General features: G+C 73.9%; 27 protein-coding genes. 19 read left to right on the top strand and 8 right to left on the bottom strand.

Going from position 1 to position 26583, the window contains the following annotated elements; all coding sequences use genetic code 11:
- Positions 1-123: 123 nt before the first annotated feature.
- The 3 genes from ELQ39_RS29925 (at position 124) to ELQ39_RS29915 (ending at position 2597) form a co-directional block, all read left to right on the top strand.
- The gene (locus ELQ39_RS29925) at positions 124-381 is read left to right on the top strand and encodes a hypothetical protein (protein ID WP_225628167.1); all 258 of its coding nucleotides are present in this window, start codon (positions 124-126) and stop codon (positions 379-381) included.
- Between the two features lie 29 nt (positions 382-410).
- Positions 411-1877: an aminotransferase class I/II-fold pyridoxal phosphate-dependent enzyme gene (locus ELQ39_RS29920; protein WP_242595012.1), complete on the top strand. Its 1467-nt coding sequence runs from the start codon at positions 411-413 to the stop codon at positions 1875-1877.
- Between the two features lie 264 nt (positions 1878-2141).
- Positions 2142-2597 carry a cyclic nucleotide-binding domain-containing protein gene (locus ELQ39_RS29915; protein WP_190003933.1) on the top strand — a complete coding sequence of 152 codons (456 nt, stop codon included), beginning with the start codon at positions 2142-2144 and terminating at the stop codon, positions 2595-2597.
- Between the two features lie 7 nt (positions 2598-2604).
- Here ELQ39_RS29915 and ELQ39_RS29910 read toward each other — a convergent pair whose 3' ends face one another.
- Both ELQ39_RS29910 and ELQ39_RS29905 read right to left on the bottom strand, forming a co-directional pair.
- Entirely contained in the window at positions 2605-3903 is a 1299-nt protein-coding gene (locus ELQ39_RS29910; protein ID WP_242595010.1) for an MFS transporter, read from the bottom strand.
- A gap of 71 nt (positions 3904-3974) precedes the next feature.
- The gene (locus ELQ39_RS29905) at positions 3975-4595 is read right to left on the bottom strand and encodes a LysE/ArgO family amino acid transporter (RefSeq protein ID WP_242595008.1); all 621 of its coding nucleotides are present in this window, start codon (positions 4593-4595) and stop codon (positions 3975-3977) included.
- Positions 4596-4664: 69 nt separating this feature from the next.
- Here ELQ39_RS29905 and ELQ39_RS29900 point away from each other — a divergent pair, with 69 nt between their 5' ends.
- Complete coding sequence (locus ELQ39_RS29900; protein ID WP_242595681.1) at positions 4665-5561, top strand: LysR family transcriptional regulator ArgP; 897 nt, start codon at positions 4665-4667, stop codon at positions 5559-5561.
- Here ELQ39_RS29900 and ELQ39_RS29895 read toward each other — a convergent pair.
- Positions 5527-6264, bottom strand: a complete 738-nt coding sequence (locus ELQ39_RS29895) for a TetR/AcrR family transcriptional regulator (RefSeq protein WP_242595006.1) — start codon at positions 6262-6264, stop codon at positions 5527-5529. The genes ELQ39_RS29900 and ELQ39_RS29895 overlap by 35 nt on opposite strands.
- A 139-nt stretch (positions 6265-6403) precedes the next feature.
- Here ELQ39_RS29895 and ELQ39_RS29890 point away from each other — a divergent pair, with 139 nt between their 5' ends.
- Positions 6404-7624, top strand: coding sequence for a saccharopine dehydrogenase family protein (locus tag ELQ39_RS29890; RefSeq protein WP_190003929.1), 1221 nt, complete (start codon positions 6404-6406; stop codon positions 7622-7624).
- Positions 7625-7731: 107 nt separating this feature from the next.
- Positions 7732-7989, top strand: coding sequence for a WhiB family transcriptional regulator (locus tag ELQ39_RS29885; RefSeq protein ID WP_189901913.1), 258 nt, complete (start codon positions 7732-7734; stop codon positions 7987-7989).
- Positions 7990-8060: 71 nt separating this feature from the next.
- Here ELQ39_RS29885 and ELQ39_RS29880 read toward each other — a convergent pair whose 3' ends face one another.
- Complete coding sequence (locus ELQ39_RS29880; protein WP_242595004.1) at positions 8061-8510, bottom strand: DUF6098 family protein; 450 nt, start codon at positions 8508-8510, stop codon at positions 8061-8063.
- A gap of 136 nt (positions 8511-8646) precedes the next feature.
- Between ELQ39_RS29880 and ELQ39_RS29875 the strand changes: the two genes are divergently transcribed.
- Positions 8647-8997: a DUF488 domain-containing protein gene (locus ELQ39_RS29875; protein WP_242595002.1), complete on the top strand. Its 351-nt coding sequence runs from the start codon at positions 8647-8649 to the stop codon at positions 8995-8997.
- 19 nt (positions 8998-9016) lie between these two features.
- Here the strand turns inward: ELQ39_RS29875 and ELQ39_RS29870 are convergent, their stop codons facing one another.
- Both ELQ39_RS29870 and ELQ39_RS29865 read right to left on the bottom strand, forming a co-directional pair.
- Complete coding sequence (locus tag ELQ39_RS29870; RefSeq protein WP_242595680.1) at positions 9017-10690, bottom strand: FAD-binding dehydrogenase; 1674 nt, start codon at positions 10688-10690, stop codon at positions 9017-9019.
- 35 nt (positions 10691-10725) lie between these two features.
- Positions 10726-11343, bottom strand: coding sequence for a TetR/AcrR family transcriptional regulator (locus tag ELQ39_RS29865; protein ID WP_190003926.1), 618 nt, complete (start codon positions 11341-11343; stop codon positions 10726-10728).
- Positions 11344-11478: 135 nt separating this feature from the next.
- On the opposite strand from ELQ39_RS29865, the gene ELQ39_RS29860 reads away from it, so the two are divergent.
- The 5 genes from ELQ39_RS29860 to ELQ39_RS29845 all read left to right on the top strand — a co-directional run bounded on the left by ELQ39_RS29860 (position 11479) and on the right by ELQ39_RS29845 (position 15521).
- Entirely contained in the window at positions 11479-12117 is a 639-nt protein-coding gene (locus ELQ39_RS29860; protein ID WP_242595000.1) for an alpha-ketoglutarate-dependent dioxygenase AlkB, read from the top strand.
- 87 nt (positions 12118-12204) lie between these two features.
- A complete protein-coding gene (locus tag ELQ39_RS32480) occupies positions 12205-12615 on the top strand; it encodes an acyltransferase family protein (protein ID WP_277994750.1) in 411 nt (136 codons plus the stop codon).
- A gap of 76 nt (positions 12616-12691) precedes the next feature.
- Complete coding sequence (locus ELQ39_RS32475; RefSeq protein WP_337663027.1) at positions 12692-13423, top strand: acyltransferase family protein; 732 nt, start codon at positions 12692-12694, stop codon at positions 13421-13423.
- A gap of 53 nt (positions 13424-13476) precedes the next feature.
- Positions 13477-14232, top strand: a complete 756-nt coding sequence (locus ELQ39_RS29850; RefSeq protein ID WP_225640534.1) for an MBL fold metallo-hydrolase — start codon at positions 13477-13479, stop codon at positions 14230-14232.
- Between the two features lie 56 nt (positions 14233-14288).
- Entirely contained in the window at positions 14289-15521 is a 1233-nt protein-coding gene (locus ELQ39_RS29845) for a DUF4032 domain-containing protein (RefSeq protein ID WP_242594998.1), read from the top strand.
- A 16-nt stretch (positions 15522-15537) separates the two neighbouring features.
- Here ELQ39_RS29845 and ELQ39_RS29840 read toward each other — a convergent pair whose 3' ends face one another.
- Positions 15538-16410 carry a universal stress protein gene (locus ELQ39_RS29840; protein ID WP_242594996.1) on the bottom strand — a complete coding sequence of 291 codons (873 nt, stop codon included), beginning with the start codon at positions 16408-16410 and terminating at the stop codon, positions 15538-15540.
- Between the two features lie 230 nt (positions 16411-16640).
- Between ELQ39_RS29840 and ELQ39_RS29835 the strand changes: the two genes are divergently transcribed.
- The 7 genes from ELQ39_RS29835 to ELQ39_RS29805 all read left to right on the top strand — a co-directional run bounded on the left by ELQ39_RS29835 (position 16641) and on the right by ELQ39_RS29805 (position 25129).
- Positions 16641-18317 (top strand): FAD-dependent oxidoreductase, encoded by a 1677-nt coding sequence (locus tag ELQ39_RS29835; RefSeq protein WP_242594994.1) that lies wholly within the window; start codon positions 16641-16643, stop codon positions 18315-18317.
- Complete coding sequence (locus ELQ39_RS29830; protein WP_225628179.1) at positions 18314-19777, top strand: ATP-binding protein; 1464 nt, start codon at positions 18314-18316, stop codon at positions 19775-19777. Before ELQ39_RS29835 ends, ELQ39_RS29830 begins: the two co-directional genes overlap by 4 nt.
- Positions 19774-20127 carry a UBP-type zinc finger domain-containing protein gene (locus ELQ39_RS29825; RefSeq protein WP_242594992.1) on the top strand — a complete coding sequence of 118 codons (354 nt, stop codon included), beginning with the start codon at positions 19774-19776 and terminating at the stop codon, positions 20125-20127. The genes ELQ39_RS29830 and ELQ39_RS29825 overlap by 4 nt, the downstream gene beginning before the upstream one ends.
- A gap of 96 nt (positions 20128-20223) precedes the next feature.
- Positions 20224-21603, top strand: coding sequence for a CAP domain-containing protein (locus ELQ39_RS29820; protein ID WP_242594990.1), 1380 nt, complete (start codon positions 20224-20226; stop codon positions 21601-21603).
- A gap of 78 nt (positions 21604-21681) precedes the next feature.
- The gene (locus ELQ39_RS29815) at positions 21682-22359 is read left to right on the top strand and encodes an AIM24 family protein (protein ID WP_190003916.1); all 678 of its coding nucleotides are present in this window, start codon (positions 21682-21684) and stop codon (positions 22357-22359) included.
- Positions 22360-22442: 83 nt separating this feature from the next.
- Positions 22443-23402, top strand: coding sequence for a threonine/serine dehydratase (locus tag ELQ39_RS29810; protein ID WP_242594988.1), 960 nt, complete (start codon positions 22443-22445; stop codon positions 23400-23402).
- A 119-nt stretch (positions 23403-23521) separates the two neighbouring features.
- A complete protein-coding gene (locus ELQ39_RS29805) occupies positions 23522-25129 on the top strand; it encodes a serine/threonine-protein kinase (RefSeq protein ID WP_242594986.1) in 1608 nt (535 codons plus the stop codon).
- On the opposite strand, the gene ELQ39_RS29800 is transcribed toward ELQ39_RS29805, so the two are convergent.
- Positions 25126-26559: a serine hydrolase domain-containing protein gene (locus tag ELQ39_RS29800; RefSeq protein ID WP_242594984.1), complete on the bottom strand. Its 1434-nt coding sequence runs from the start codon at positions 26557-26559 to the stop codon at positions 25126-25128. The genes ELQ39_RS29805 and ELQ39_RS29800 overlap by 4 nt on opposite strands.
- Between the last annotated feature and the right edge of the window lie 24 nt (positions 26560-26583).

Here is a 26583-nt window from a genome sequence, read left to right as displayed (position 1 = left end):
CAGCGCCAGGCGGTTTCGCCTCGGATCTCCCTTTTCGGCTCACCTGTCACGGTTCGGGCAAACCTCCCGGGCCGTTTCCCGCCCGCCCCGTGACCGCACGCCCACAGCGGGTACCCGGGCCGCATGACGGATGTGGTGGACTCGGACGAACTGCTGCGGCGGATCCAGCGGGCGCGGGCCTGTGCGGCCCAGGAGGAACGGGCCTGGCGAGCCCGGGGCGAACGGCTGGGCCGGGAGGGCCCGAAGGACCCCGCCGAGGCGCGGGACGCCGAGATCCGCACGGTGGCCTACGGCGTGGTGCTGCGGGTGCTGGACGAGATCCTGACGCCGGGCAAGCACGCGACGCCCGGCGACACGGCCGTGAAGGGCTCGGCGGATTGACGCCGGAGGAGCCGGGAACCCGACGGCGCATGACTGCCGATCACCACCGGGCACCGGTTCTGGAAGCGCTGGAGGAGTACCACCGCAACGGACGGCTGGGGTTCACGCCCCCGGGCCACAAGCAGGCGCGGGGAGCGGATCCGGCGGTGCGCGAGTTGCTCGGGGACGCGGTCTTCCTGGGTGACGTGCTGGCGACGGGCGGGCTGGACGACCGGCTCACCCGTGGCCGGGTGCTGCAGTCGGCGCAGGAGCTGATGGCCGACGCGGTGCACGCCGATCACACCTTCTTCAGCACGTGCGGCAGCTCGCTGTCGGTGAAGGCGGCGATGCTGTCGGTCGCGGGACCGCACGAGAAGCTGCTGATCGGCCGGGACGCCCACAAGTCGGTGGTCTCCGGACTGATCCTGTCCGGCATCGAGCCGGTGTGGGTGGAGCCGCGGTGGGACGCCGAACGGCATCTGGCGCATCCCCCGTCGGCCGCGGAGTTCGAGGACGCCTTCGAGGCGCATCCGGACGCGCGCGGCGCCCTGGTGACCAGTCCGACGCCGTACGGTGCGGCGGCGGCGCTGCGGGACATCGTCGAGGTGTGCCACCGGCGCGGGCGCCCGCTGATCGTGGACGAGGCGTGGGGCGCGCATCTGCCCTTCCACCCGGATCTGCCGTCGTGGGCGATGGACGCGGGCGCGGACATCTGTGTGACCAGCATCCACAAGATGGGCAGCGGGCTGGAGCAGGGCTCGGTGTTCCACCTCCAGGGGGACCTGGTGCCGCCGGCGCTGCTCGGCATGCGCGCCGACCTGCTGGGCACCACCAGCCCCTCGGTGCTGATCTACGCGGGCCTGGACGGCTGGCGGCGGCAGATGGCGCTGCGCGGCGAGGAGCTGATGGGGTCGGCCCTGGCGCTGGCGGGCGAGGTACGGGCGGCCGTCGAGGAGATCGACGGCATGCGGGTGGACGGCCGGGACGACTACTGCGGGCCGGGTCTCGCGGACGACTTCGACCCGCTGCCGTGCGTGATCGATCTGAGCGGACTGGGCGTCACGGGCTACCGGGCGGCGGACTGGCTGCGCGAGCACCGGGCGGTGGACGCGCATCTGGTCGACCACCGGCGCATCGGCGCGCAGATCACCCACGCCGACGACCGCGGGACCGCCGGCGCGCTGCTGTCGGCGCTGCGGGACCTGGGGCGGGCGGCGCCCGGGCTGCGCGGCGGCCCTCAGGTCGCGGTGCCGGAGCCGGACGAGCTGCGGATGGAGCAGGCGGTGCTGCCGAGGGACGCGTTCTTCGGCCCGGCCGAGGACGTGCCGGCGGAGAAGGCCGCCGGGCGGATCGCGGCGGAGATGATCACGCCGTACCCGCCGGGGATCCCCGCGGTGCTGCCGGGCGAGCGGCTGACCGAGCCGGTGCTGCGCTATCTGCGGACGGGCCTGGAGGCGGGAATGTATCTGCCGGATCCGTCGGACCCGGAGCTGGAGACGGTGCGGGTCGTCGCGTAGACCCCCGATTACGCGAACCCCAGGGGAATGGTTTATCGTTCACTCATACGTGGTGACGGAGTCGACAGGACTCCTCCGGACACCACCGCTTACGGCCCTGGCTGGCTTCCCCCGTCCAGCCAGGGCTTTTTCATGCCCTGCCACGGGCCGGCCGCAGCTTTCCGGCCCCGTTCCCTCCGCCGAGGTGCCCCGAACGGCGGCAGCGGCTGAAATGAGTAGGGAGGGGAAGCACCCGGACCGCATCCCGGCGAGGAGCACCGTCCCATGACCAAAGCGATCAAACTCCTGACCGCCCTCCCCCACCACCAGCGCGACCGCCTGATGACGCTGGCCCGTGAGGTGTACTTCCCGGAGGACACCCGCATCTTCGAGTCCGGAGGGCACGCCGACCGCTTCTGGGTCATACGCTCCGGCGCCGTCTCCCTGGACCAGCGCCTGAACGAGGTGCAGCGGACCAGCGTCGCCGGGCTGGGCGCGGGCGACCTGCTGGGCTGGTCCTGGCTGTTCCCCCCGTACGAATGGGACTTCGGGGCGCTGGCGTTCACCCCGGTGCGGGCCTACGAGTTCGACGCGGCGACCGTGCTGAAGCTGTGCGAGGCGGACACCGCCCTCGGGCTGTCGCTGGTCCGCTGTGTCGCCGAGGTCCTCGCGCACCGGCTGGAGATGACCCGCGGCCAGCTGATGGAGCAGTACGCGATGCGACGCGGCTTCGTGCTGTAGGGCGCTGTCAGACCCGGTAGCGGCGCAGTGCCGGCATGGCCGCGGCGAGCGCCAGCATCACCACCACGACCAGGATCCCGCCGCCCGTGACGGCGGTGCGGGGGCCGAAGGCGGATCCGGCGGTGCCGTGCAGGACGTCCGCGAGGCGGGGGCCTCCGGCCACGACGACGGTGAAGACGCCCTGCATGCGGCCGCGCATCTCGTCGGTCGCGGCGGACAGCAGGATCGCCCCGCGGAACACCATCGACACCATGTCGGCGACCCCGGCGAGAGCGAGGAAGGCGACCGCGAGCCACAGGCTGCCGCTGAGCCCGGCCCCGGCGACGGCCAGGCCCCACACCACGACCGAACCGATCACCATCCAGCCGTGCCGCCGCGCCCGGGAGAAGGTGCCGGAGAACAGCCCGCCCAGCACCGCGCCGATCGGGATCGCGGCGAACAGCAGGCCCAGCGCGAAGCCCTGCCCGTAGGAGGCGTAGGTCTCGGAGGCGAGCTGCGGGAACAGGGCGCGGGGCATGCCGAGGACCATGGCGACGATGTCGGCGAGGAACGACAGCAGCAGGACGGCGTGCCCCGAGATGTAGCGGAAGCCCTCCAGGACGCCGCGCAGGCCGGCGCTCCCGGCCTTGGCGGCGGTGAGCGGCGGCAGGGCGGGCAGCCGGTACACCGCCCACACGGTGACGCACAGCGCGAGGGCGTCGATCAGATACAGCTCGGCCAGCCCGATCACGGGGATGAGGGCGCCGGCGAGCAGCGGCCCGGCGATCTGCCCGGTCTGCATCACGGTGGAGCCGAGCGCGTTGGCGGCGGGCAGTTCGTCCGCGGGGACCAGGCGGGCGATGGAGGCGCTGCGGGCGGGCGCGTTCAGCCCCCAGAAGGCCTGCTGCAGGGCGAGCAGCAGCATCAGCGTCCAGACGGACTCCAGGCCGACGAAGGCCTGGACCCAGAACAGCAGCGAGGTGATGGCGATACCGGTGTTGGTGAGCAGCAGCAGCTTGCGGCGGTCCATGCTGTCGGCGATCGCGCCGCCCCACAGGGCGAACACGATCAGCGGCAGCAGCCCGGCGAGGCTCGCGGTGCCGACCCAGGCGGAGGAGCCGGTGATGTCGTAGATCTGCTTGGGCACCGCGACGGCGGTGAGCTGGCTGCCGACCGCGGTGACCACGGTGGAGGCCCACAGGCGGCGGTAGGCGGGGCGGCGCAGCGGACGGGTGTCCATGGCGAAGCGGCGCCATCCGCGCGGCCCGCCGCCCTCCCGCTCCACGTCGGGTGTCCGGGGCTCGGTACTGCTCTCGCTCGTGTCCACGACCGTCCTGGTTGGTGCGTACATCCACTTGGTCGGGACTCACTATGGCAGGCCGCCGGGACGGCGCGTCCTCAGGCTCCCGCGATGAGCGCCACACCGAGGACGATCATGGTGGCGGCCACCAGGGCGTCCAGCACCCGCCAGGCGGCCGGGCGGGCCAGGTAGCGGCCCAGCAGCCGCGCTCCGAAGCCGAGCGCGGCGAACCAGCAGAGGCTGGCCAGTGCGGCCCCGGCACCGAAGGCCCAGCGCGCCGGCCCGTGGTCGGCGGCGACCGAGCCGACGAGGAACACCGTGTCCAGGTAGACGTGCGGGTTGAGCCAGGTCAGGGCCAGGCACGTGAGCACGGCCCGGCGCCGCGATCCGGCCCCCGCCCCGCCTTCCACCTCAAGACCCGTGGAGGCCGGGCGCGCCACTCTGCGCGCCGCCAGGGCGCCGTAGCAGAGGAGGAAGACGCCCCCGATCCAGCCCACCACTGTCAGCGCCGCGGGCCACGCCACCACGACCGCGCCGACGCCGCCGACGCCCAGGGCGATGAGGACCGCGTCGGACAGGGCGCAGATGCCGACGACGGCGAGCACGGCGTCCTTGCGGATCCCCTGGCGCAGCACGAAGGCGTTCTGCGCGCCGATGGCGACGATCAGGGACAGTCCGGTGCCGAAACCGGCGAAGGCGGGGGCGAAAGCGCTGGTCATGGCGTTGACGTTAGGCCGGACCCCCTGTTCAGTACAGCTAATGATTCTTACGTACCCTTAGCCAGCGTGATGGAGGACCTTCCGCTGGACCAGGTACGGACGCTGCTCGCGGTGGTCGACGAGGGGACGTTCGACGCGGCGGCCGCCGCGCTGCACGTGACGCCCTCGGCGGTCAGCCAGCGGGTCAAGGCGCTGGAGCAGCGCACCGGGAGGGTGCTGCTGCTGCGCACCCGCCCGGTGCGGCCCACCGAGTCCGGCGAGGTGCTGGTGCGCCTGGCCAGGCAGGTGGCCCGGCTGGAGCGGGACGCGTACGCGGAGCTGGGGCTGAGCGGCGCCGGTGAACCCACGCGGGTGTCGATCGCGGTCAACGCGGACTCGCTCGCCACCTGGTTCCTGGACGCCCTGGTCCGGCTGCCCGCCCGGTCCCGGCTCTGCTTCGAGCTGCGCCGGGAGGACGAGTCGCACACGGCGACGCTGCTCCGCGAGGGCACGGTGATGGCCGCAGTGACCTCCTCCCCCGACCCGGTGCCGGGCTGCTCGGTACGCCGCCTGGGGACGATGCGCTATCTGCCGGTGGCGCGCCCGGAGTTCGCCGCGGAGCTGCTGACGGAGCCGCTGGAGGAGTCGGTGGCGGCGGCCCCGGTGGTGGTCTTCGACCGGCGGGACGACTTCCAGGACGGCTTCGTGCGCCGGCTCACCGGGGACCGCACGGGGGCGAGCGCCTTGCGTCACTACGTGCCGACGTCGGAGGGGTTCGCCGAGGCGGTGGCGGCGGGGCTCGGCTGGGGCATGGTGCCGGAGGCACAGGCGGTGCCGCTGCTGCGGGCGGGACGGGTCGTGGTGTTCGCACTGGGAAGGGAGGCCGACGCGCCCCTGTACTGGCAGCAGTGGAAGCTGGACTCCCCCGCCCTCGCGGCGGTCGCCGACGCGGTCACCGAGACGGCGGCCCGGGCTCTGCACCCCTGACCGCGAGGTCCGCCAGTTCCCGCTCCGCGCTCGACAGCAGCATGTCCAGCACCGTCGGATAGGCGCTCTCGACCATGCGGGCGGCGAGCAGGGGGGCGGTCTCGGCGATGCGCGGATGGGTGGCGGCGGGCAGCCGGGCGTAGGTCGAGCGCCACATGTCCTCGTCGGCCCGCCGCGCCGCGTCGGGCAGCGCCAGGGAGGCGGCGTCGAGCGCGGCGAACGCCAGCGTGGTGTCGATGAACGCCTGGTAGACGCGGACCGTGTCGGCGGGCGGGAAGCCTGCGGTGCGCAGCACGTCCAGCACCGCCTCGTCGGCGGCCAGTTCGGCGGCCCGGCCGGAGACCCGGCTCGCGGTGAGGACGGCCGCCTGAGGGTGGGAGACGTAGGCGGCGTGGATGCGCAGACCGAGGGTGCGCAGGTCGTCGCGCCAGCGGCCGGTGCGGAGCCAGCCCTCCAGCGCCTGGCCGATCAGCGCGTCGCCGATGGCGAGGGTCAGGTCGTCCATGCCGCGGAAGTACCGGTAGAGCGTGCTCGGGTCGCAGTCGAGGGCGAGCCCGAGGCGGCGGGCGGTGAGGCCCGCGCTGCCGTGCTCCCGGAGCAGCCGCAGCGCGGTCTCCACGATCAGCCGCTCCGACAGCACGACCCCGCCCCTGGTAGGCCTGCGGCGCCTCCGCCGCTCCTCGGGCACCACACGCTTGGCCATGTCCCCGCTCCTCCTGCCCTTCGCCCTTATGCCAACGCCATTGACCTTACGTCCCGGTCCGGCGTTTCATCACGTCAGGGGCCCCGCAGAACATTCCGGATCCTGACGGATCCATGAGGACGAAAGGGAGTGCTCCGTCATGCGTGTACTGCTGGTGGGAGCGGGCGGTGTGGGGACCGCCGTCACCCGGATCGCGGCCCGGCGGCCGTTCTTCGAGCTGATGGTGGTGGCCGACTACGACCCCGTCCGGGCCGAGGCGGCGGTGGCGGCGCTCGGCGCGGACGGCGACCGGTTCCGTGCCGAGCGGGTCGACGCCGGCGACGAGGCACAGGTGACGGCGCTGCTGCGGCGGCACGGCTGCGACGTGCTGCTGAACGCCACCGACCCGCGTTTCGTCATGCCGCTGTTCCGCGCGGCGCGGGCGGGCGGCGCCGCCTATCTCGACATGGCGATGTCCCTGTCCCGCCCGCACGGCGAGCGGCCGTACGAGGAGTGCGGGGTGAAGCTGGGCGACGAGCAGTTCGCGCAGGCCGCCGAATGGGAGGAGGCCGGACTGCTGGCGCTGGTCGGCATGGGCGTGGAGCCGGGTCTGTCGGACGTGTTCGCCCGGTACGCGGCCGACGAACTCTTCGACGAGATCGAGGAGATCGGCGTCCGCGACGGCGCGAACCTCACGGTGGACGGCTACGACTTCGCGCCGTCGTTCAGCATCTGGACCACCATCGAGGAGTGCCTCAACCCGCCCGTGGTGTACGAGAAGGACCGCGGCTGGTTCACCACCGAACCCTTCAGCGAGCCCGAGGTGTTCGACTTCCCCGAGGGCATCGGCCCGGTGGAGTGCGTGAACGTGGAGCACGAGGAGGTGCTGCTGGTGCCCCGCTGGGTGGACGCCCGCCGGGTCACCTTCAAGTACGGCCTGGGCCGCGAGTTCACCGACACCCTCCGCACGCTGCACCTGCTGGGCCTGGACCGCACCGAGCCGGTCACCGTGCCGGGCCCCGACGGGCCCGTGGAGGTGTCCCCGCGGGACGTCGTCGCGGCCTGCCTGCCCGACCCGGCGACCCTCGGTGACCGGATGCGCGGCAAGACCTGCGCGGGCACCTGGGTGCGCGGCACCAAGGACGGGGCGCCTCGCGAGGTGTACCTGTACCACGTGGTCGACAACCGGTGGTCTATGGGCGAGTACGGCTGCCAGGCGGTGGTGTGGCAGACGGCTGTCAACCCGGTCGTCGCGCTGGAGCTGCTGGCGGCAGGCGTCTGGTCCGGGACGGGCGTACTGGGGCCGGAGGCGTTCCCGGCCGGTCCGTTCCTGGACCTGCTCACCGAGTACGGCTCGCCGTGGGGGCTGCGCGAGCAGTGACCGTCTCCACGCGGATCGCGCTGTTTCACCATGACTTGACAGGTCACCCGAAAGGAAGCAAGGCACCCGAAAGGGTGCGCACCGACTTCGGACGCAGGTGACTTTCGATGGACAACTGGCGGCACAGCGCGGCCTGCCGGACCGAGGACCCCGAGCTGTTCTTCCCGATCGGCACCTCCGGGCCGGCCCTGCTGCAGACCGAGCAGGCCAAGGCGGTCTGCCGACGCTGCCCCGTGCGGGAGCAGTGCCTGGAGTGGGCCCTGGAGACCGGGCAGTCCATCGGCGTGTGGGGCGGCACGAGCGAGACGGAACGCCGCGCGCTCAAGCGGCGCATCGCGGCCCGCCGTTCGTCGGGCAGGGCCTGACGTCCCGGCGGGCGGTGCGGGCGTGACGGCAGGGGCGTGACCCCGCGGATCGCGAGCGACCCGCCCGGCGGTCAGCGGGTGGTACGGCGCAGTGGCCCCCAGGGATTCTCCTGGCGGGCCACTTCCCTGTGCGCCTCCTCGATGACCTGGTCGGCGAGCCGGCAGAGCGGGCGCACCTCGGTGACCAGCGGCTCGTTGTCCGGGCCGCGCCCCGCCTCACGCCCCTTGAGCACCCAGGGCCGGATGTCCGCGCCCTTCTCGCGCGGCAGGTGCTCGTAGTCGTACAGCCGGCGCGCCACCCACAGGGCCGGGGAGCGGTCCTGCCACCACTCCTCCACTTCGAGCGGGTTCGCGGACAGGCCGGGCATGGCCACGCCGGTGAGGTCGTCGATGCTGGACACCGCGTGCAGGTCGATCGCCGGTCCCCTGGACCAGCGGACGTACAGTCCCCGCTCGCGCTCCACCAGCGCGGTGAGCTCGGCGAGCGAGCCGACGACCGGCAGGTCGTCCGTGGCCTCCATCCGTCACCTCCGACATCACGTTCCCAGGCGGACGGAGTACCCGGTCCCCGGGGGACGATTCAGCCGTCCCGCTCGTCGTGCCCGGTCCCGGGCGTCGCAGTAGGCTCGCACCGATTCCGGCGGAAGGGGCCTCACCATGAGCGTGCGCGTGCGGCGCGTGTACGAACCGCCCGAGCCCGACGACGGGGTGCGCGTCCTCGTCGACCGGCTGTGGCCGCGCGGTCTGGCGAAGGACGCGGCGCACATCGACGAGTGGCCGAAGGGGCTGACCCCGTCCACGGAGCTGCGCCGCTGGTACCACGCGGACGAGGGCGCCTTCGAGGAGTTCCGCGAGCGCTACGAGGCGGAACTGACCGCCCCGGAGGCGGCGGAACTGCTGGAGCGGGTGCGGGAGCTGGCCGGCAGGGGCACGGTGACCCTGCTGACCGCCTCCAGGCAGCCGGAACTCAGTCACGCGGAGGTGCTGGCCCGGCTGCTCTCAGAGTGACGGGACGGACCGGCCGCCTCTACGCCGTCTGCGCGGCCGCCGCCCGGCCCGCCGCGCGGCCCGAGAAGAGGCAGCCGCCGAGGAAGGTTCCCTCGAGCGCGTTGTAGCCGTGGACGCCTCCGCCGCCGAAGCCCGCGACCTCGCCGGCCGCGTACAGCCCCTCCACAGGGCTGCCGTCGGCGCCCAGCGCGCGGGAGTCCAGGTCGGTCTGGATGCCGCCGAGCGTCTTGCGGGTGAGGATGTGCAGCTTGACGCCGATCAGCGGGCCCGCCGCCGGGTCGAGGATGCGGTGCGGGGCGGCGACCCGGCCGAGACGGTCGCCGATGTAACGGCGGGCGTTGCGGATGCCCTGCACCTGGGCGTCCTTGCTGTAGCTGTTGGCCATCTGCAGGTCGCGCGCCTCGATCTGGCGCCGGACGAGTGCCGCGTCGAGCAGCGGCTCGTCGGTGAGGGCGTTCATCTTCCCGACGAGTTCCTCGACGGTGCCGGCGGTGACGAAGTCCGCGCCGTTGCGCAGGAAGGCGTCCACCGGACCGGGCGCGCCCTTGCCGAGGACACGTTCGCGCAGGAATCCGGCCCGGTCCTTGGCGGTGATGTCGGGGTTCTGCTCGGAGCCGGAGAGCGCGAACTCCTTCTCGACGATCTTCTGGGTCAGGACGAACCAGGAGTGGTCGTACGGGGCGATGTCCTCGGTGGTGCGCAGGTGCTTGAGCGTGCCCAGGGTGTCGTAGCCGGGCAGGCACGGCTCGGGCAGCCGGCGGCCGAGCGCGTCGAACCACATCGAGGACGGTCCGGGCAGGATGCGGATGCCGTGGCCCGGCCAGACCGGGTCCCAGTTCTGGATGCCCTCGGTGTAGTGCCACATGCGGTCCCGGTTGACCAGGCGCACGCCCGCGCGGGCGCTGATGTCGAGCATCCGTCCGTCGACGTAGGCGGGGACGCCGGTGACCATCTCGCGCGGCGGGGTGCCCAGCCGCTCCGGCCAGTACTTCCGGACGATGTCGTGGTCGGCGCCGATGCCGCCGCTGGTGACGATCACGGCCTGGGCGGTGAGTTCGAACGCCCCGATCACCTCGCGGCTGGAGGCGACCCCGCGCGGCGCGTCGTCCTCGGCCAGCACCGTGCCGCGCACCCCGCGCGCGCCGCCGTCCTCGACGACCAGCTCGTCGACCCGGTGGCGGTGGTGGAAGGTGAGCAGTCCGTCACGCGCCGCCTCACGGGCGTACCGCACGAAGGGGGCGACGACGCCGGTGCCGGTGCCCCAGGCGATGTGGAAGCGGGGCACGGAGTTGCCGTGGCCGCCGGCGCGCAGGTCGCCGCGCTCGGCCCAGCCGACGGTGGGCAGGAAGGTGATGCCGTGGCCGTCCAGCCAGGAGCGCTTCTCCCCCGCCGCCCACTCGACGTAGGCGCGCGCCCAGCGCTGCGCCCAGGAGTCCTCGTCGTCGGTCCGGTCGAAGGCGGCGCTGCCCTGCCAGTCGTGCCAGGCCAGCTCGAAGGAGTCCTTGATGCCGAGGCGGCGCTGCTCGGGCGACCCCACCAGGAACAGCCCGCCGAACGACCAGTAGGCCTGGCCGCCGAGGCTGGCGGCGTTCTCCTGGTCGACGAGGGCGACCCTGCGCCCCTTGCGGGTCAGTTCATGGGCCGCGACGAGGCCCGCGAGGCCCGCTCCGACGACGATGACGTCGGCATCCATGGCGACCGTCCCTTCCTTCTGGCGTCCGGAGGCTGTCATCGGGGGCTTCGCCCGGTGAGCAGCGCGGTGAGCAGTTGTCTCAGCCAGGCCCGGGCGCGTTCGACGTCCCGGTCCAGCAGCAGTTGGGCGGTCACGCCGTCGTAGGCGGCGACCACGGCGTGCGCGGCGCCCTCGGCGTCGCCGAGCACGGCGGGCAGCGCGGTGTGGCCGCGCGCCCGCTCCAGACGGTCGGCGACGGCCCGCCGCAGCCGGGCCCGGTGGTCGAGGAGCGTGTGCGCCACGCGGGGGTCGCGGGCGGCGTGCACCAGGAAGTCGGTCTTCACCAGGAGCCAGTCGCGGTCCAGCAGCAGCACCTCGGAGACCCGGTCGACGGCGGCGGCCACGTCGAGGTCGGGCCCGTCGGACGCGAGGGCGCCGGTCACCTGCTCGGCGATCAGGTCGGCGCGCTGGGCGTAGAGCGCGAAGAACAGCTCGTCCAGGCCGGCGAAGTTGGAGTAGAAGGCGCCTCGGGTGTACCCGGCGGCCTCGCAGATCTCCTCGATGGAGGCGTGCCCGAAGCCCTTGGCGGCGAAGACGGTGAAGGCGGCGTCCAGCAGGTGGGCGCGGGTGCGCAGCCGGCGCGCGGTGATGCGCCCGGTCCCGGTGTCCGCCATGCGGTGTCCCCTCCCCGCCGTCCGATACGGGAACGTATCCGATACACCGGTGTATCGAACAGCCCCCGGAGCAGGGCGGTCTCCGGACGGAGATCGTTCTAGAACGTATTTTCGATTAGGAGTACGCTGGTCGCCATGAGCACGCACCACCTCCCGGCACTCCAGGGCTCGCTCTTCGACCAGGACGACGAGCTGCGGCTCGGTCCCCTCGGCGGCGTGCGCCGCACCGAACTCGGCCGCGGCGCCTGGATCGACCTGCTCCCCGGCTGGCTGCACGGCTCCGACGCGCTCTTCGACCACCTGGCCGCCGAGGCCCCCTGGCGGGCCGAGCGGCGTCAGATGTACGACCAGGTCGTCTCCGTGCCGCGGCTCCTGGCGTACTACGGCGTCGGCGCCCCGCTCCCCCATCCGGTCCTCACCGAGGCCCGCGACGCGCTCAGCGCCCACTACGCCGAGGAGCTCGGCGAGCCGTTCGCCACGGCCGGGCTCTGCTACTACCGGGACGGCCGGGACAGCGTCGCCTGGCACGGCGACCGGATCGGCCGGGGCGCCCGCGAGGACACCATGGTCGCCATCCTGTCCGTGGGCGCGCCCCGCGACCTGCTGCTGCGGCCCGTCGGCGGCGGCGAGACCGTGCGCCGGCCGCTGGGCCACGGCGACCTGGTGGTGATGGGCGGATCCTGCCAGCGCACCTGGGAGCACTGCGTGCCCAAGAGCACCAGGGCCGCAGGGCCGCGCATCAGCGTCCAGTTCCGTCCGCGCGGGGTGAACTGACCCGCCCCTCTTCGGGAACCGCGGCGGAAGCCTGTCCTCCCCCGCCGGGCCTCCCCCACACTGGGTCCACCCGGGCGGGGAGGGGCGATGGGCGCGGACACGGGACCGCCGGGCGCGGGGTCCGGCCGGCGCGGCGAACTGGACGTGCTGCGCGCCCTCGTCGTGGTCGGGCTGGTCTTCTTCCACAGCGCCCTGGTGTTCTCGCCCGACGACGACTTCTATGTGAAGAACGCGACGACGACGGACGCCGTCACCGTGCTCGCCGGGTTCGGCGTGGTGTGGGCGATGCCCATGCTGTTCCTCGTCGCCGGGCTCGGCGCCCGGCACTCGGTCCGCCGCCGGGGTCCCGCCCGGTTCGCCCGGGAGCGGCTGCTGCGCCTGGGCGTCCCCCTGGTGTTCGGCACGGTCGTGCTGTGCCCGCTCCCCCAGTGGCTGCGGCTGCGCGCCGCCGACCCCGCGTACGACGAGCCGTACCCGGCCTTCTGGGGCGGTTCCTGACCGTGCGGCCGGACCCGGCGGATTCCCGTTCGTCCTGGAGGGCGAGCACTTCGAGACCGGCCATCTGTGGTTCGTCGTGCTGCTGCTCACCTTCTGTTTGATCCTCGCGCCTTTCGCCGCCTTCCCGACGGACCGGGCCGGCCGTGTGGCCGGGGCGGTGGGGCGCCGGCCCGTGCTGCTCCTGCTGCCCGCGCTGCCGCTCGCCGCCGTGAACGCGCTGCTCGGCATGGAGGAGGACTACGCGGGCTGGAACCGCTGGGCCTACCTGCTGTTCTTCGCGTACGGCTTCCTCCTCGCGGACGACGAGCGGGTGCGCGTGCCGACGCGCCGCGCGGCCGTGCGGGTGGGCGTGCTCGGGGTGGTGCTGTTCGCCGCGACCGCGCCCGGCTTCGTCGCGGGCGAGGACCCGTTCACCGCGGGGACCCCCGCCGCGCTGGCCACACGCGCGCTGTTCGGCGTGGCCGGGTGGTGCTGGGTGCTGGCGATCCTCGGTCTGCTGGACCGTCCGGCAGGCGTCCCGCGCCCCGCCCGCCCGGGGCGGACGTCGCCGTTCCTGGCGTACCTGGCCGTGGCCGCCCTGCCGTTGTACGTCCTGCACCAGCCGGTGGTGGTCGCCTACGCCTACGGCGTCGTCGGCCGGTCCGCCCCGGCCGGTGCGAAGTACGCGGTGATCGTGGCGGCCTCGCTGGTGACGGTGGTGCTGCTGTACGAACTCGGGGTGCGGCGGTGGGCGGTGACGCGGTGGCTGTTCGGGATGCGTCCGGCAGCGCGTCCGAAGGGCGGACCACCGTCCGCGCCCGCACCCTGATCTGCTTTCCTGTGCTCGTTCGACGGACATGGGGCGAAACACACGAGGCGGCCATGAGGGCAACGGTGCGGCAGGTGGCGGACGGCACCTTTCTGGTGCACGGCACGAACACGAACTGGGTGATCCTCACCGAGGGGGACGCCGTCACCCTGATCGACACCGGCTACCCCGGCGACCGCGAGGGTCTGCTCGGCTCGCTCGCGGAGGTGGGCGCCGCGCCGGAGGCGGTGGCGGCCGTGCTGATCACGCACGCGCACAACGACCACCTGGGCTCCGCCGAGTTCCTGAGCGCGGCCTACGGCACTTCCGTGTACACGCACAAGGAGGAGGTGCCGCACGCCCGGCGGGACTTCCTGCACCAGGTGACCGTGGCGCGGGTGCTGCGCAACGGCTGGCGACCCGGCGTGCTGCCGTGGGCCGCGCACGCCCTGCGCGCCGGAGGCACGGCGAACGTGGCGGTCACCTCGCCCCAGCCGTTCCCGGTGTCCGGCGGGGGTGAGGCGCTCGACCTGCCGGGCCGGCCGGTGCCCGTCCACACCCCCGGCCACACCGCCGGGCACTGCGCCTTCCACCTGCCGCACGTCGGGGCGGTGGTGTCCGGCGACGCCCTGGTCAGCGGGCACCCCGTCTCCCGCGTCCAGGGCCCGCAGATGCTGACCGACATGTTCCACCGTGAACGCGCCACCGCCGTGCGGTCGCTGGACTCGCTGGCGGAGCTGGACGGCGACCTGCTGCTGCCCGGACACGGCCCGCTCCACCGGGGCCCTGTGCGGGACGCCGCCCTGCTCGCCAGGGAGCGCGCGCAATAGGCTGAGGTGACGATCACCGTCGGGACGATCACCTTCGAGACGAGGACACCGCCGCCATGGCACTGCAGATCAACGCCACCAACCCGGAGCATCCCGCGCTCCTGTTGGAACTGCCGTGGCACCTGCCGCTGGAGGAGTGGCCCGACAAGTACCTGGTGCCGCTGCCGCGCGGCATCTCCCGGCACGTCGTGCGTTACGCCCGCGCCGGCGACGAGGTGATCGCGGTGAAGGAGCTCGCCCGGCGTCCCGCGCTGCGCGAGTACGAGCTGCTGCGCGACCTGGACCGGCTCGGCATCCCCGCGGTGGACCCGCTCGCCGTGGTGACCGGCCGCACCGGCCCGGACGGGGAGCCACTGGAGTGCGTGCTGATCACCCGGCACCTCGGCGGCTCCATGCCGTACCGGTCGATGTTCGAGACGACGATGCGGCCTGCCACCATGCACCGGCTGATGGACGCGCTCGCCGTGCTGCTGGTACGGCTGCACCTGGCCGGCTTCGCCTGGGGCGACTGCTCGCTGTCCAACACGCTGTTCCGGCGCGACGCCGGCGCCTTCGCCGCCTATCTGGTGGACGCCGAGACCGGCGATCTGCACCCCGAACTGACGCGCGGCCAGCGGGAGTACGACCTGGACCTGGCGCGGGTCAACATCAGCGGCGAGCTGCTCGACCTGGAGGCGTCCGGCGCGCTGCACCCCTCCGTCGACCCGATCGACTTCGGCACCGAGATCTGCGCCCGCTACCAGGAACTGTGGAAGGAGCTGACCCGCACCTCGGTGTACCCGGCCGGCAAGCACCACTACATCGAGCGCCGCATCCGCCGTCTGAACGAACTCGGCTTCGACGTGGCCGAGATGCAGATCGAGCACGCCTCCAACGGCGACTCGGTGACCTTCGTGCCGAAGGTCGTGGACGCCGGGCACCACCAGCGCCAGCTGCTGCGGCTGACCGGTCTGGACACCGAGGAGAACCAGGCCAGGCGGCTGCTGAACGACCTGGAGAGCTGGATGGCCACCCAGGACGACTACGCCCCGGGGGATCCCCTCGGCGCCCGTCCGGAGGTGCTCGCCCACCGCTGGGTGCGCGAGGTGTTCCGGCCCACGGTGCGGTCCGTGCCGCCCGAGCTGCGCGGGCAGATGGACCCCGCGCAGATCTACCACGAGCTGCTGGAGCACCGCTGGTACCTGTCCGAGCGGGCCCAGCACGACATCGGTCTGGAGACCGCCGTCGAGGACTACATCCAGCGTGTGCTGCCGAAGCGGCGGGAGCCGCTGCGGTCCGCGGAGGAGTAGCCGGGCCCGCCCCGGGTCAGGCGGGCGGGACGACCGCCACCGGGCAGTCCGCGTGGTGCAGCACGCCGCCCGCCACCGAGCCGATCCGGGCGCCCACTGCGGAGCGGCGGGCGCGGCGGCCGACGACCATCAGCTGGGCCGTGCCCGACACCGACAGCAGCACCTGTCCGGCGCTGCCCATCTCCACGTGCTCCACGACGTGCACGTCCGGGTAGCGCTCCCGCCACGGCGCGAGCGCCGCCGCCAGCTTCTTCCGCTCGAACGGCTCGAGACCGCCGGCCTCGTCGAGGAGCTGGAGGGAGGAGGGGCTGTAGGAGAACACCGGCGGCAGGGTCCAGGCGCGCACGGCCCGCACGGTCGCGCCGCGCCGGGCGGCGGTCGCGAAGGCGAAACCGAGCGCGGCGGCGCCGTCCTCAGGGTCTCCCTCCTGGCCGACCACGATCTCGTGGCCGGCCACCTCGTCGGAGGCCTTGTCGCCGGCCCGGACGAACACCACAGGGCGCCGGGCGTCCACGATCACCTGCTGGCCGACCGAGCCCACCAGGAAGCCCATGAGCCGCCCGTGACCGCGCGAGCCCAGCACCAGCATCTCGGCGCCGGCCGCGGCGGCGGTCAGGGTCTCCACCGCGTCGCCCTCCAGCACGTCCGTGGTGACGTCCAGGCCGCCGTGGCGTTCCCGGACGGCGCGCACCGCCTCCTCGGCGGCCTCCCGCGCCCACTGTTCCTGGGCGGCCCTGTCCTCGGTCTCCAGCGCGTCGTGCGCCTCGAACCGCCAGGCGTGCACCACCCTGAGCGGCAGGTCCCGGCGGACCGCCTCCCTGGCCGCCCAGGCCAGCGCCGCGAGGCTCTCCTCGCTGCCGTCGATCCCTGCCGTGATCGGCCGCGTCATGCCGTTCCTCCCGGAGTCGTGTTCCTGCGCGGACCAGTCTTCCCTACCGGGCCACCGTCCCCGCACCGCGGTCGCCTCGTACGAGCACCGCACGCCCGCCTTCCCGCGCCCGCCCCGCGTACGCCCGCGCGCCCGGCGGCGACCGCACATACGATGGGCTCGGGCCGGTGCGGAGGCCGCGACGATCTCGGCCCGCCGCGCCGGGGAATCGACCACGCTGTGGGGGACGCATGGCACAGCCCGCCGACACCGCCCGGACCGTCATCATGACCGTGGACGACGACCCGGGCGTCTCCCGTGCCGTGGCCCGGGACCTCAGGCGGCGCTACGGGGCGTCGTACCGGATCGTGCGCGCCGAGTCCGGCGAGTCCGCGCTGGAGGCGCTGCGCGAGCTGAAGCTGCGCGGCGACCTGGTGGCGGTGATCCTCGCCGACTACCGGATGCCGCGGATGAACGGCATCGAGTTCCTGGAGCGCGCCATGGACGTGCATCCGGGGGCCCGCCGGGTGCTGCTCACCGCGTACGCGGACACCGGCGCGGCCATCGACGCGATCAACGTGGTGGACCTCGACCACTATCTCCTCAAGCCGTGGGACCCGCCGGAGGAGAAGCTGTACCCGGTGGTGGACGACCTGCTGGAGGCGTGGAAGCGCAGCGACCACCGGCCGGTGCCGAGCACCAAGGTGGTCGGGCACCGCTGGTCGGCGCGCTCCTCCGACGTTAGGGAGTTCCTGGCCCGCAACCAGGTGCCCTACCGCTGGTACTCCTCCGACGAGCCCGAGGGACGGCGGCTGCTGGCCGCGGCGGACGAGGACGGGATGCGGCTGCCGCTGGTGGTCACCCCGGACGGGACGCCGCTGGTCGAGCCGGAACCCGCCGACCTCGCCGCCCACGTGGGTCTCGCCACCACGCCGACGGCCGACTTCTACGACCTGGTGGTGATCGGCGGCGGCCCGGCGGGGCTCGGCGCGGCCGTGTACGGGGCGTCGGAGGGTCTGCGCACGGTGCTGGTGGAGCGGTCGGCGACCGGCGGGCAGGCCGGGCAGAGCTCGCGGATCGAGAACTACCTGGGCTTCCCCGACGGGGTGTCCGGGGCGCAGCTCACCGACCGGGCGCGACGGCAGGCCACCCGCTTCGGCGCGGAGATCCTCACCGCGCGGGAGGTGACCGGCCTCGACGTGGGCGGCGCGGCCCGGGTGGTGCGGTTCTCCGACGGGTCGCAGGTCGCCGCGCACAGCGTGATCCTGGCGACCGGTGTGTCCTACCGGCGGCTCGCGGCGCCGGGCTGCGAGGAACTGGGCGGCTGCGGCGTCTACTACGGCTCCTCGCTGACCGAGGCGCCCGCCTGCCAGGGCCAGGACGTGTACATCGTGGGCGGCGCCAACTCGGCCGGGCAGGCGGCGATGTACCTGTCCCGGTTCGCCAAGCAGGTGACGCTGCTGGTGCGCGGCCCGGACCTGTCCGCGTCCATGTCGTACTACCTGATCGAGCAGATCGGCCAGGTGCCGAACATCGCGGTGCGGTGCGGCACCGTCGTCGAGGAGGCCCACGGCGACGGCCATCTGGAGCGGATGACGCTGCGCGAGACGGTCAGCGGGCAGACCGACGTGGTGGACGCGCAGTGGCTGTTCGTGTTCATCGGGGCCGCCCCGCTGACCGACTGGCTGGACGGCACCGTGCTGCGCGACGAGCGTGGCTTCATCCTGGCCGGGCCCGACCTGACCGCCGACGGACGCCCGCCGGCCGGCTGGGAGCTGGACCGGCCTCCGTACCACCTGGAGACCAGCGTCCCCGGCGTGTTCGTCGCGGGCGACGCGCGCGCGGAGTCGGCCAAGCGGGTCGCCTCCGCCGTCGGAGAGGGAGCCATGGCCGTGATGCTCGTCCACCGTTACCTGGAGCAGTCGTGAGCGCGCAGCGAGTGGAGTGCCTGCCGGACGAGATCGGCTCGCTGTTCCTGTTCGAGAAGCTCACCCCCGAGCAGCTCGGGCGGCTGTGCGAGGCCGGCCGGGTGGAGCGGTACGAACCCGGCACCGTCTACGCCGAGGGCGACCCGGCCACCTGCTTCTACGTGATGGTGGAGGGCACGGTCGTGCTGTCCCGGCGGGTCGGCGGGGACGACGTGGAGGTCACCCGCACCTCGCAGCGCGGGGTGTACGCGGGGGCGATGCAGGCGTACCTCGGGGACCGGGTGCCGCAGGTCTACAACAACTCGCTGCGGGTGACGGAGCCGACGCGGTTCTTCGTGCTGCCGGCGGACACGTTCGCGGACATCATGCACGACTGGTTCCCGATGGCGGTGCATCTGCTGGAGGGGCTGTTCTTCGGGGCGAAGAGCGCGCAGCAGGCGATCGGCCAGCGGGAGCGGCTGCTGGCCCTGGGCTCGCTGTCCGCGGGGCTCACGCACGAGCTCAACAACCCCGCCGCGGCGGCCGTGCGGGCGACGGCGTCGCTGCGGGAGCGGGTGGGCAAGATGCGCCGCAAGCTGCGCGTGATCTCCGAGGGCGCCTACGACCGGGAGACGCTGGCGGGGCTGATCGAGATCCAGGAGCGCACGGCCGAGCGGGTCGCCAAGGCTCCGGTGCTCAGCCCGCTGGAGGCGTCCGACCGGGAGGACCTCCTGTCCGACTGGCTGGACGACCACGGCGTGACCGACGGCTGGCGGATCGCCCCCACGTTCGTGCAGGCCGGACTGGACACGGACTGGCTGGAGCAGGTGGCCGCGGCCGTGGACGAGGAGACGCTGCCCAGCGCGGTCGGCTGGCTCAACTACACCGTGGAGACCGAGCTGCTCATGGACGAGATCCAGGACAGCGCGGCCCGCATCTCCCACCTGGTCGACGCCGCCAAGCAGTACTCGCAGCTCGACCGCGCCCCGTTCCAGGTCGCCGACGTGCATGAACTCCTCGACAGCACCCTGCTGATGCTGTCCGGGAAACTGGGCAGGGGCATCCGCGTGGTCAAGGAGTACGACCGCACCCTGCCCCGCGTCCCGGCGTACCCGGCGGAGCTGAACCAGGTGTGGACCAACCTCGTGGACAACGCGGTCGCGGCGATGCGCGAGGCGGACGGGGAGGGCACGCTGACCGTGCGCACGGCGCGGGAGAACGACCGGCTGCTGGTGGAGTTCGGCGACACCGGCCCCGGCATCCCGGCGGAGATCCGCGACCGCGTGTTCGACCCGTTCTTCACCACCAAACCCGTGGGCGAGGGCACCGGACTGGGCCTGGACATCTCCTGGCGGATCGTGGTCAACAAGCACCACGGCAGCCTCCGGTTCGAGTCCGAGCCGGGCGACACCCGCTTCCAGGTGCTCCTGCCCCTCACCGCCCCCGCCCCCGACGACCCCCCACAGGAGGAGTCCGCATGACCACCGAACACGCCATCGACCCCAGTGTGCCTCCCTCGGGCGCGGGCTGCGCCGAGTGCGACGCCGCCGGCGGCTGGTGGTTCCATCTGCGCCGGTGCGCGCAGTGCGGCCACGTCGGCTGCTGCGACAGCTCGCCGGGACAGCACGCCACCGCCCACTTCCGGGCCACCGGGCACCCGGTGGTGAGCAGTTACGAACCGGGCGAGGACTGGTTCTGGAACTACGCCACCAACGAGTTGTACGAGTCGGGGCCGTCGCTGGCGCCGCCGGTGAGCCACCCGGCCGAGCAGCCCGCCCCCGGGCCCGCGGAGCGGGTGCCCGCCGACTGGACGCGGGCCCTGCACCGCTGAGCCGCGACGCCCCGCCGCCCCGGGAACCCGCGGGCGCCGCCCGTCGTTGTCCGGACACCCCCATACATGTCGGACGACGGCGAACAGGGCGGTGCCATGAGCGAGTTGGTCCCCGGCGGCAACATCCCGCTACCGGGCGGTGCGGTGACCGTCCGGGTGCCCGGGCCGTTCGACGTGTCCGCGCTGATCACGGACGACGCCCGGAAGGTGTCCGGGGACGCCGACTTCGTCTTCTACAACCAGCCCTCCGCCCCCGGCGCGCGGCTCGGCGGCGACACGCTCGTCGTCGACCCGGCGGCGCTGCGCGCGGGCGCCACCCGGGTGACGGTCGCCGTCAGTCCCGAGGAGCCCGGCACCCCGCTCAGCGCGCTGCCCGCCCCCGTCCTGGAGGTCACCGGCCCCGGAAGTCGCGCCCTGGCCCGTTTCCGCCCGCCGCGCCCCGACCGGGAGACGGTGCTGCTGCTCGCGGAGATCTACCGGCGCGGCGACGGCTGGAAGCTGCGCGCGCTCGGACAGGGGTACGCGGACGGACTGGCCGGTCTCGCCCGGGACTTCGGCGTCGACGTGGAGGACGACGAAGGCGCGGTGTCCACCCGTACCGCCCCGGTCGTCACCGGCAGGGCGCCGGTGAGCCCCGCCACGGTGGCCCGGGCCGCCCCGCGCGCACACCCGTCCGTCCCGCCCCGCCCCGCGGCCCCGCCGTCCGCCGGGGACGGCTTTCTGGCCCTGGTCAACTCCGCGCGACGGGCCGCCGGTTCGCCGCCGGTGTCGCACGACGGGCGGCTGGCCGAGGCGGCCCGGCAGCACGCGCGGGCGATGGCGCGCGGCGGGCGTCTCGGCGTGGAGGGGCCGGACGGCGTGCCGGTGTACCGGCGCGTGGTGGCCGCCGGGTACCCGTACCTCACCGTCGGCGAGCACCTGGTGTCCGGGCCGCTGTCCGTGGACCGGTTCGTGGGCCACTGCCTGCGGCACGAGGCGGCCCGCCGCACGGTGTGCGACCCGGCGTTCACGCACGCCGCGGTCGCCTCCTGCGAGGGCGCCGGGGACACGTACTGGACGGCGCTGTGGGCGTGTCCGCTCACCCCGGAGGGCCTGGACCGCACGGCGGCGGAGGTCGTCGAGCTGACCAACCGGGAGCGCGCGCGGGCCGGTCTTCCGCCGCTGTCCCGCGATCCGCTGCTCACCACGGCCGCGCAGGCGCACAGCGCCGACATGGTGGCGCGGGACTTCTACGCCCACACGGCGCCCGACGGCAGCCGGCCCTGGGACCGGGCCGCCGCCGCGGGCTCCCGGTGCCGCACGGTCGGCGAGAACATCGCGTGCGGGCAGCGGTCGGCCGCGGAGGTGGTGCGCGGCTGGATGAACAGCCCGGGGCACCGGGCGAACATCCTCAAGCCGGAGTTCACGCGGATCGGCGTCGGCTTCGCGGGCGGCGGCCGGGCGGGCACGTACTGGACGCAGTTGTTCGGCGGTTGAGCGCGCGGCCGGATCCGTGCCGTGTCGGACGCGCCGGGTTCTGGCCGGGGCGCCGGGGGCCGGGCGAGGATGGCCCGCATGAAGGGTGACCTGTTTTCCAGTGAGCACATGGTGCAGCCGGCCACGGCCCCGGGCATGACGGTGGAGAACGCCAAGTGCCTGCGCTACACCGTCGACGGCGAGATGCTCGCCCGCCAGGGCGCGATGGTCGCCTACCGCGGCAACCTCCGGTTCGAGCGCAAGGGTCAGGGCGTGGGCGGCATGCTCAAGCGCGCGGTGACCGGCGAGGGGCTGCCGCTGATGGCCGTGCTCGGGCAGGGCGAGGCCTGGTTCGCGCAGGAGGCGCAGAACTGCTTCGTGGTCGAGATCGGCCCCGGTGACGAGTTCACCGTCAACGGCCGCAACGTGCTGTGCTTCGACGCCACGCTGTCCTACCGCATCTCCACCGTGAAGGGCGCCGGCATCACCGGCGGCGGCCTGTTCAACAGCGTCTTCACCGGGCACGGCAAGCTGGGCCTGGTCTGCGAGGGCAGCCCGCTGGTGATCCCGGTGACGCCGCAGAGCCCGGTGTACGTGGACACCGACGCGATCGTCGGCTGGACGGCGGGCCTGTCCACCTCGCTGCACCGCTCGCAGTCTCTGGGTTCGATGCTGCGCGGCGGCTCGGGCGAGGCCGTGCAGCTGGTGCTCCAGGGGCAGGGGCATGTCGTGGTGCGGCCCAGCGAGGCGCCGCAGCACAAGGCGCAGCAGCGCTGATTGAACGACGTTGACCACGGCGGGCCGCCGGGTGAGGCTGTGCACGGCGCGGATCACGCCCCCGCGCCGGAAAGGTGACAGTCGTGATCGAGATCGCCGACATCGAGACCGCCGCGGAGCGGATCGCCGGACACGTGGTGCGCACCCCGACCGTGCCGAGCCCCGGCCTTTCTGCACTTCTCGGGGTGCCGGTGACGGCCAAGCTGGAGCTGCTCCAGCACACCGGGTCGTTCAAGGTGCGCGGTGCGGCGGCGAAGCTGCTGGCGCTGAGCGAGGCGGAACGGGCCGCCGGGGTGGTCGCGGTGAGCGGCGGCAACCACGGCATCGCGCTGGCGGTGACGGCCGCCTCGCTGGATGTGAAGGCAACCGTCGTGATGCCGCGTTCGGCGCCCGTGCGGGCCGTGGAGATCGCGCAGGCGTCGGGCGCCACGGTGCGGGTCACGGACGACATGGCCGGGGCGTTCGCCCTCACCGCCGAGCTGCGGCAGGAGGGCCTGACCCTGGTGCACCCCTTCGACGACCCGGTGGTGGTCGCCGGTCAGGGCACCGTGGGGCTGGAGTTCGCCGAGGACGCCGGTGAGCTGACCGACGTGCTGGTGAGCATCGGCGGCGGGGGCCTGATCGCCGGGGTCGCGGCGGCGCTGCGCGCCCGGCGGCCGGGGGTGCGGGTGTGGGGCGTGGAGACCGAGGGGGCGCAGGCGATGTCCGAGGCGCTGGCGGCGGGCGGCCCGGTGCCGGTCACCCTCTCCTCGATCGTCTCCACACTCAGCGCGCCCGCCGTGTCGCAGCTGACGTACGACCATGTCGTGGAGCTGGTCACGGAGGTGCTGGTGGTGCCGGACCGGGAGGCGGTGCAGGGCTCGCTGGACCTGGCGGACCACGCCAAGGTCTGGGCGGAGCCGGCCGCGGGCTGTCTGCTGCCGGCCGCCCGCCGGGTGCTGGAGCGGGTCGGCGACGACGCCCGCCTGGGTCTTGTGGTGTGCGGCGGGAACGCCACCACCACCGACATGATGGCGTGGACGGATCACTTCTCCCTGCGCTGAACCCGGCGGACCGCGCAAGGCGTCGCGCCCGGCCGTTGAACGCTCCGGCCCCTCTCCTCCGTATCAGGGGGGACGGAAGTCAGCGGTTCGACGAGGGATCACCGGACGAGGGATCACCAATGGGCTGGGCGCACGCCTCCACCGACCGGCCGGTCGCCGGCCGCTACCGGCTGGTCGAGATCACGCACCGTGAGGCCAACCGGGTCAGCTGGTACGCCGACGACCTGCGAACCGGCCGGCCCTGTCTGGCCACCCGCATCGAGCTGCCGGCGGACGCCGCGGAGGGCGTCCGCCGCGCGCCCTCCCGGATCCTGCGGGCCACCGAGAACGTGGCCCGGCTCTGCCCCGACCGCATCGCGGACGTCGTCGACGCGGTCGCCGAGGGCGGCTGCCTGTGGACGGTCACCACCTGGATCGACGGCACCCCGCTGGACGAAGTCCTGCTCCAGCAGGGCAGGTTCGCGCCCGCGCGGGCGGCGCGCGTCGCCCTGGACCTGCTCGACGTGCTGGACGCGGCACACCCGGAGGCCGTCACCCACGGCGAGCTCAGCCCCGGACAGCTCCACCTGCGCGAGACCGGCCCGGTGATCGTCACCGGCTACGGGGTGGCCGGGACGACGTCGGCGCCCCGGCTCACCGCGCCGTCGTACGCGGCGCCGGAGCAGGCGCGGAACGAGCAGGTCGGCCCGGCCGCCGACCTGTGGGCGCTGGGGGCGATCCTCTACACGATGCTGGAGGGACGCCCGCCGTTCCGTGACCGGGGCAGGCCGGCGGCCACACTGCGCGGGGTGGACCGGCTGCCGCTGCGCCCGCCTGTGCGCTGCGGGCCGCTCACCGAGGTCGTCACGGGGCTGCTGCGCAAGGAGCCCCGTGAGCGCCCGGGCCGCCAGGTGGTGCGGGACGTGCTCACCCAGGTGCTGCGGGAGGCCCCCGGCGTCGGCCCCGGGCCGGCGGAGGCGTACACGACGGCGGGGCGGGAGCGGAAGCGGAAGGGGGTGCTCGTCGGTGCGCCCCTCGCGGTGGTCACGGTGGCGGCGGCCGTGATCGCGGCGGCGACAGGGCTGCCCGGCGGCGACGACCGGGCCGACGGCGGCCCCGCCGCCTCGGTGTCCGCGCCGGCCGGAGGGACCGGGGCGCGGGACACCGCCCCGCGGGTCCCGCCGTCGGCCGGCGCCGCTTCCCCGTCGTCCACCGCTCCCTCCCCGCCGCCCTCCCCGTCCGGGTCCGCCTCGCCGTCCCCGCCGGACCGCGACGCCCTGCCCGCGGGCTTCCGCACCTACCGCGCCCCGGAGGGGTTCTCCGTCGCGCTGCCCCAGGGCTGGGAACGGCAGCGGACGTCCCGCGCCGGGGAGCTGTCCTACCGCGTCACCTTCGGCGCCGACGACGACCCGCGCACCCTCGCCGTCACCTACAGCGAGCGCGTCGGCCCGGACCCGGTCGCCGTGTGGCGGGACACCGTGGAGCCGGGCCTCGCGAGCGCCGGCGTCTATCAGCGGATCGGCGCCATCGAGCCCACGACGTACCAGGGCCGTGAGGCCGCCGACATGCAGTGGATCACCAAGGACGACGGCGCCCGGGTACGCACCTTCGGCCGCGGCCTCCTGCTGGGCGACGGCCGTGGCTTCTCCCTGCGCTGGACCACCCCGGCCGCCGACTGGGCGAGCGCCGGCAGCCAGGAGGCCCTGCGCACGGTCCTGCGGACCTTCCGGCCCGGTACGGCGAGCTAGCCCCGCGGGGCCCGCAGCGCGCGCAGCGGCCAGGGGACCAGCGGTGTGGTGAGCCAGTGGGCGCGGAAGACGCGGTCGGTCAGGGAGCAGGTGACGCGCAGCCGGTGCGGGGTCTCCAGGAAGGCGATGTCGACGGTGAGCGTGTCGGGGCCGTGCCAGCCGCCGGTGACCGCGACGGGCACCGCGCCCTCGGTGACGGTCCAGTCCGTGCCGGACCAGCGGGCCGCCAGCCGGTGGCCGTCCTCGTCGAGGCTCAGCGTCCAGCCGCCGTCGTCCGCCGTGAGCTCGGCGGCGGTCAGTTTCGGCTGCTCGGCGCAGAGCCCGCCCTCCGGGGTGAAGGCCGCCCCGGCCCAGCCGTCGGTCGCCGGCGCGGGGGTGCCGTCCGTCGCGGGCAGGGCCAGGCGCTCCAGACGCTCGCGCCGGGCCGTGTCCTCCGCGTCGCGCCCGGACGGCGGGGCGTCGCCGAAGGCCGGCAGCAGGTGCCGCCACACCAGTTCGAGGTAGCGCTGCATCTCCACGGTGGCGGACGTCGCGGCGATCACCGCGTCGTGCTCGGGCAGCACCAGGCAGAACTGTCCGTAGGCGCCGTCGCCGCGGTAGCCGTGCCGGCCCCGCCAGAACTGGTAGCCGTAGCCCTGGTCCCAGTCGGGGCGGTCGTCTCCGCCCATGGCCCCGGCGGTGCCGATGTGGGCGCGGGTGGCGCGCTCGACCCATCCCTCCGGCAGCAGCCGCTCGCCCTGCCAGACGCCGTCGTTCAGATACAGCAGACCGAACTTCGCTATCGCGTCGGTGGTGGTGTGCAGCCCGGCGAAGCCGATCTCGCGTCCGGCGCGGTCGCGGGACCACAGCGTCTCGCCGATGCCCAGCGGGTCGAACAGCCGCGGCCGCAGATACTCCACGAGCGTCTGCCCGGTGACCCGCTGCACGATCGCGGCGAGGGTGTACGTGCAGGGCTGGTTGTAGGTGAACAGGGTGCCCGGGTCGCGCTGCGGCGGCTGGAGCAGGAAGCCGCGCACCGGTTCGGCCGGGTCGGCGCCGAACGCCTCGTCGACGGTCTCGTGGTCGTGTCCGCTGGCCATGGACGCCACGTGGCGCACCAGCATCGCCCGGCTGCGCGGGTCGGTGATGTCGGCGTCGATCTCCGGGAAGTACGACAGCACGGGGGCGTCGAAGTCGATCAGCCCCTCCGCCTCGGCGAGCCCGGCCGCGGTCGAGGTGAAGCTCTTGCTGAGCGAGTACAGCAGATGAGGGCGTTCGGCGGTCCAGGGAGCCCACGAGCCGGAGGCGACGACCCTGCCGTGGCGCACGATCGTCACTCCGTGCGGTTCGATGTCCGGGTCGGCCTCGAGCGCGTCGAGGAAGGCGTGGACGCCGGACGCGTCGACGCCCTGGGTCGCGGGGGCTGCGGTCGGGAGGGCTCGGTGGGTCATGGGGGCATCCTGCCCGGGGCACCG

This window comes from Streptomyces sp. GB4-14 (assembly GCF_022696125.1).
GTDB lineage: Bacteria > Actinomycetota > Actinomycetes > Streptomycetales > Streptomycetaceae > Streptomyces > Streptomyces werraensis.
The sequence above is the reverse complement of the archived record's forward strand: the minus strand, read 5'-3'. Positions and strand labels throughout refer to the sequence as shown.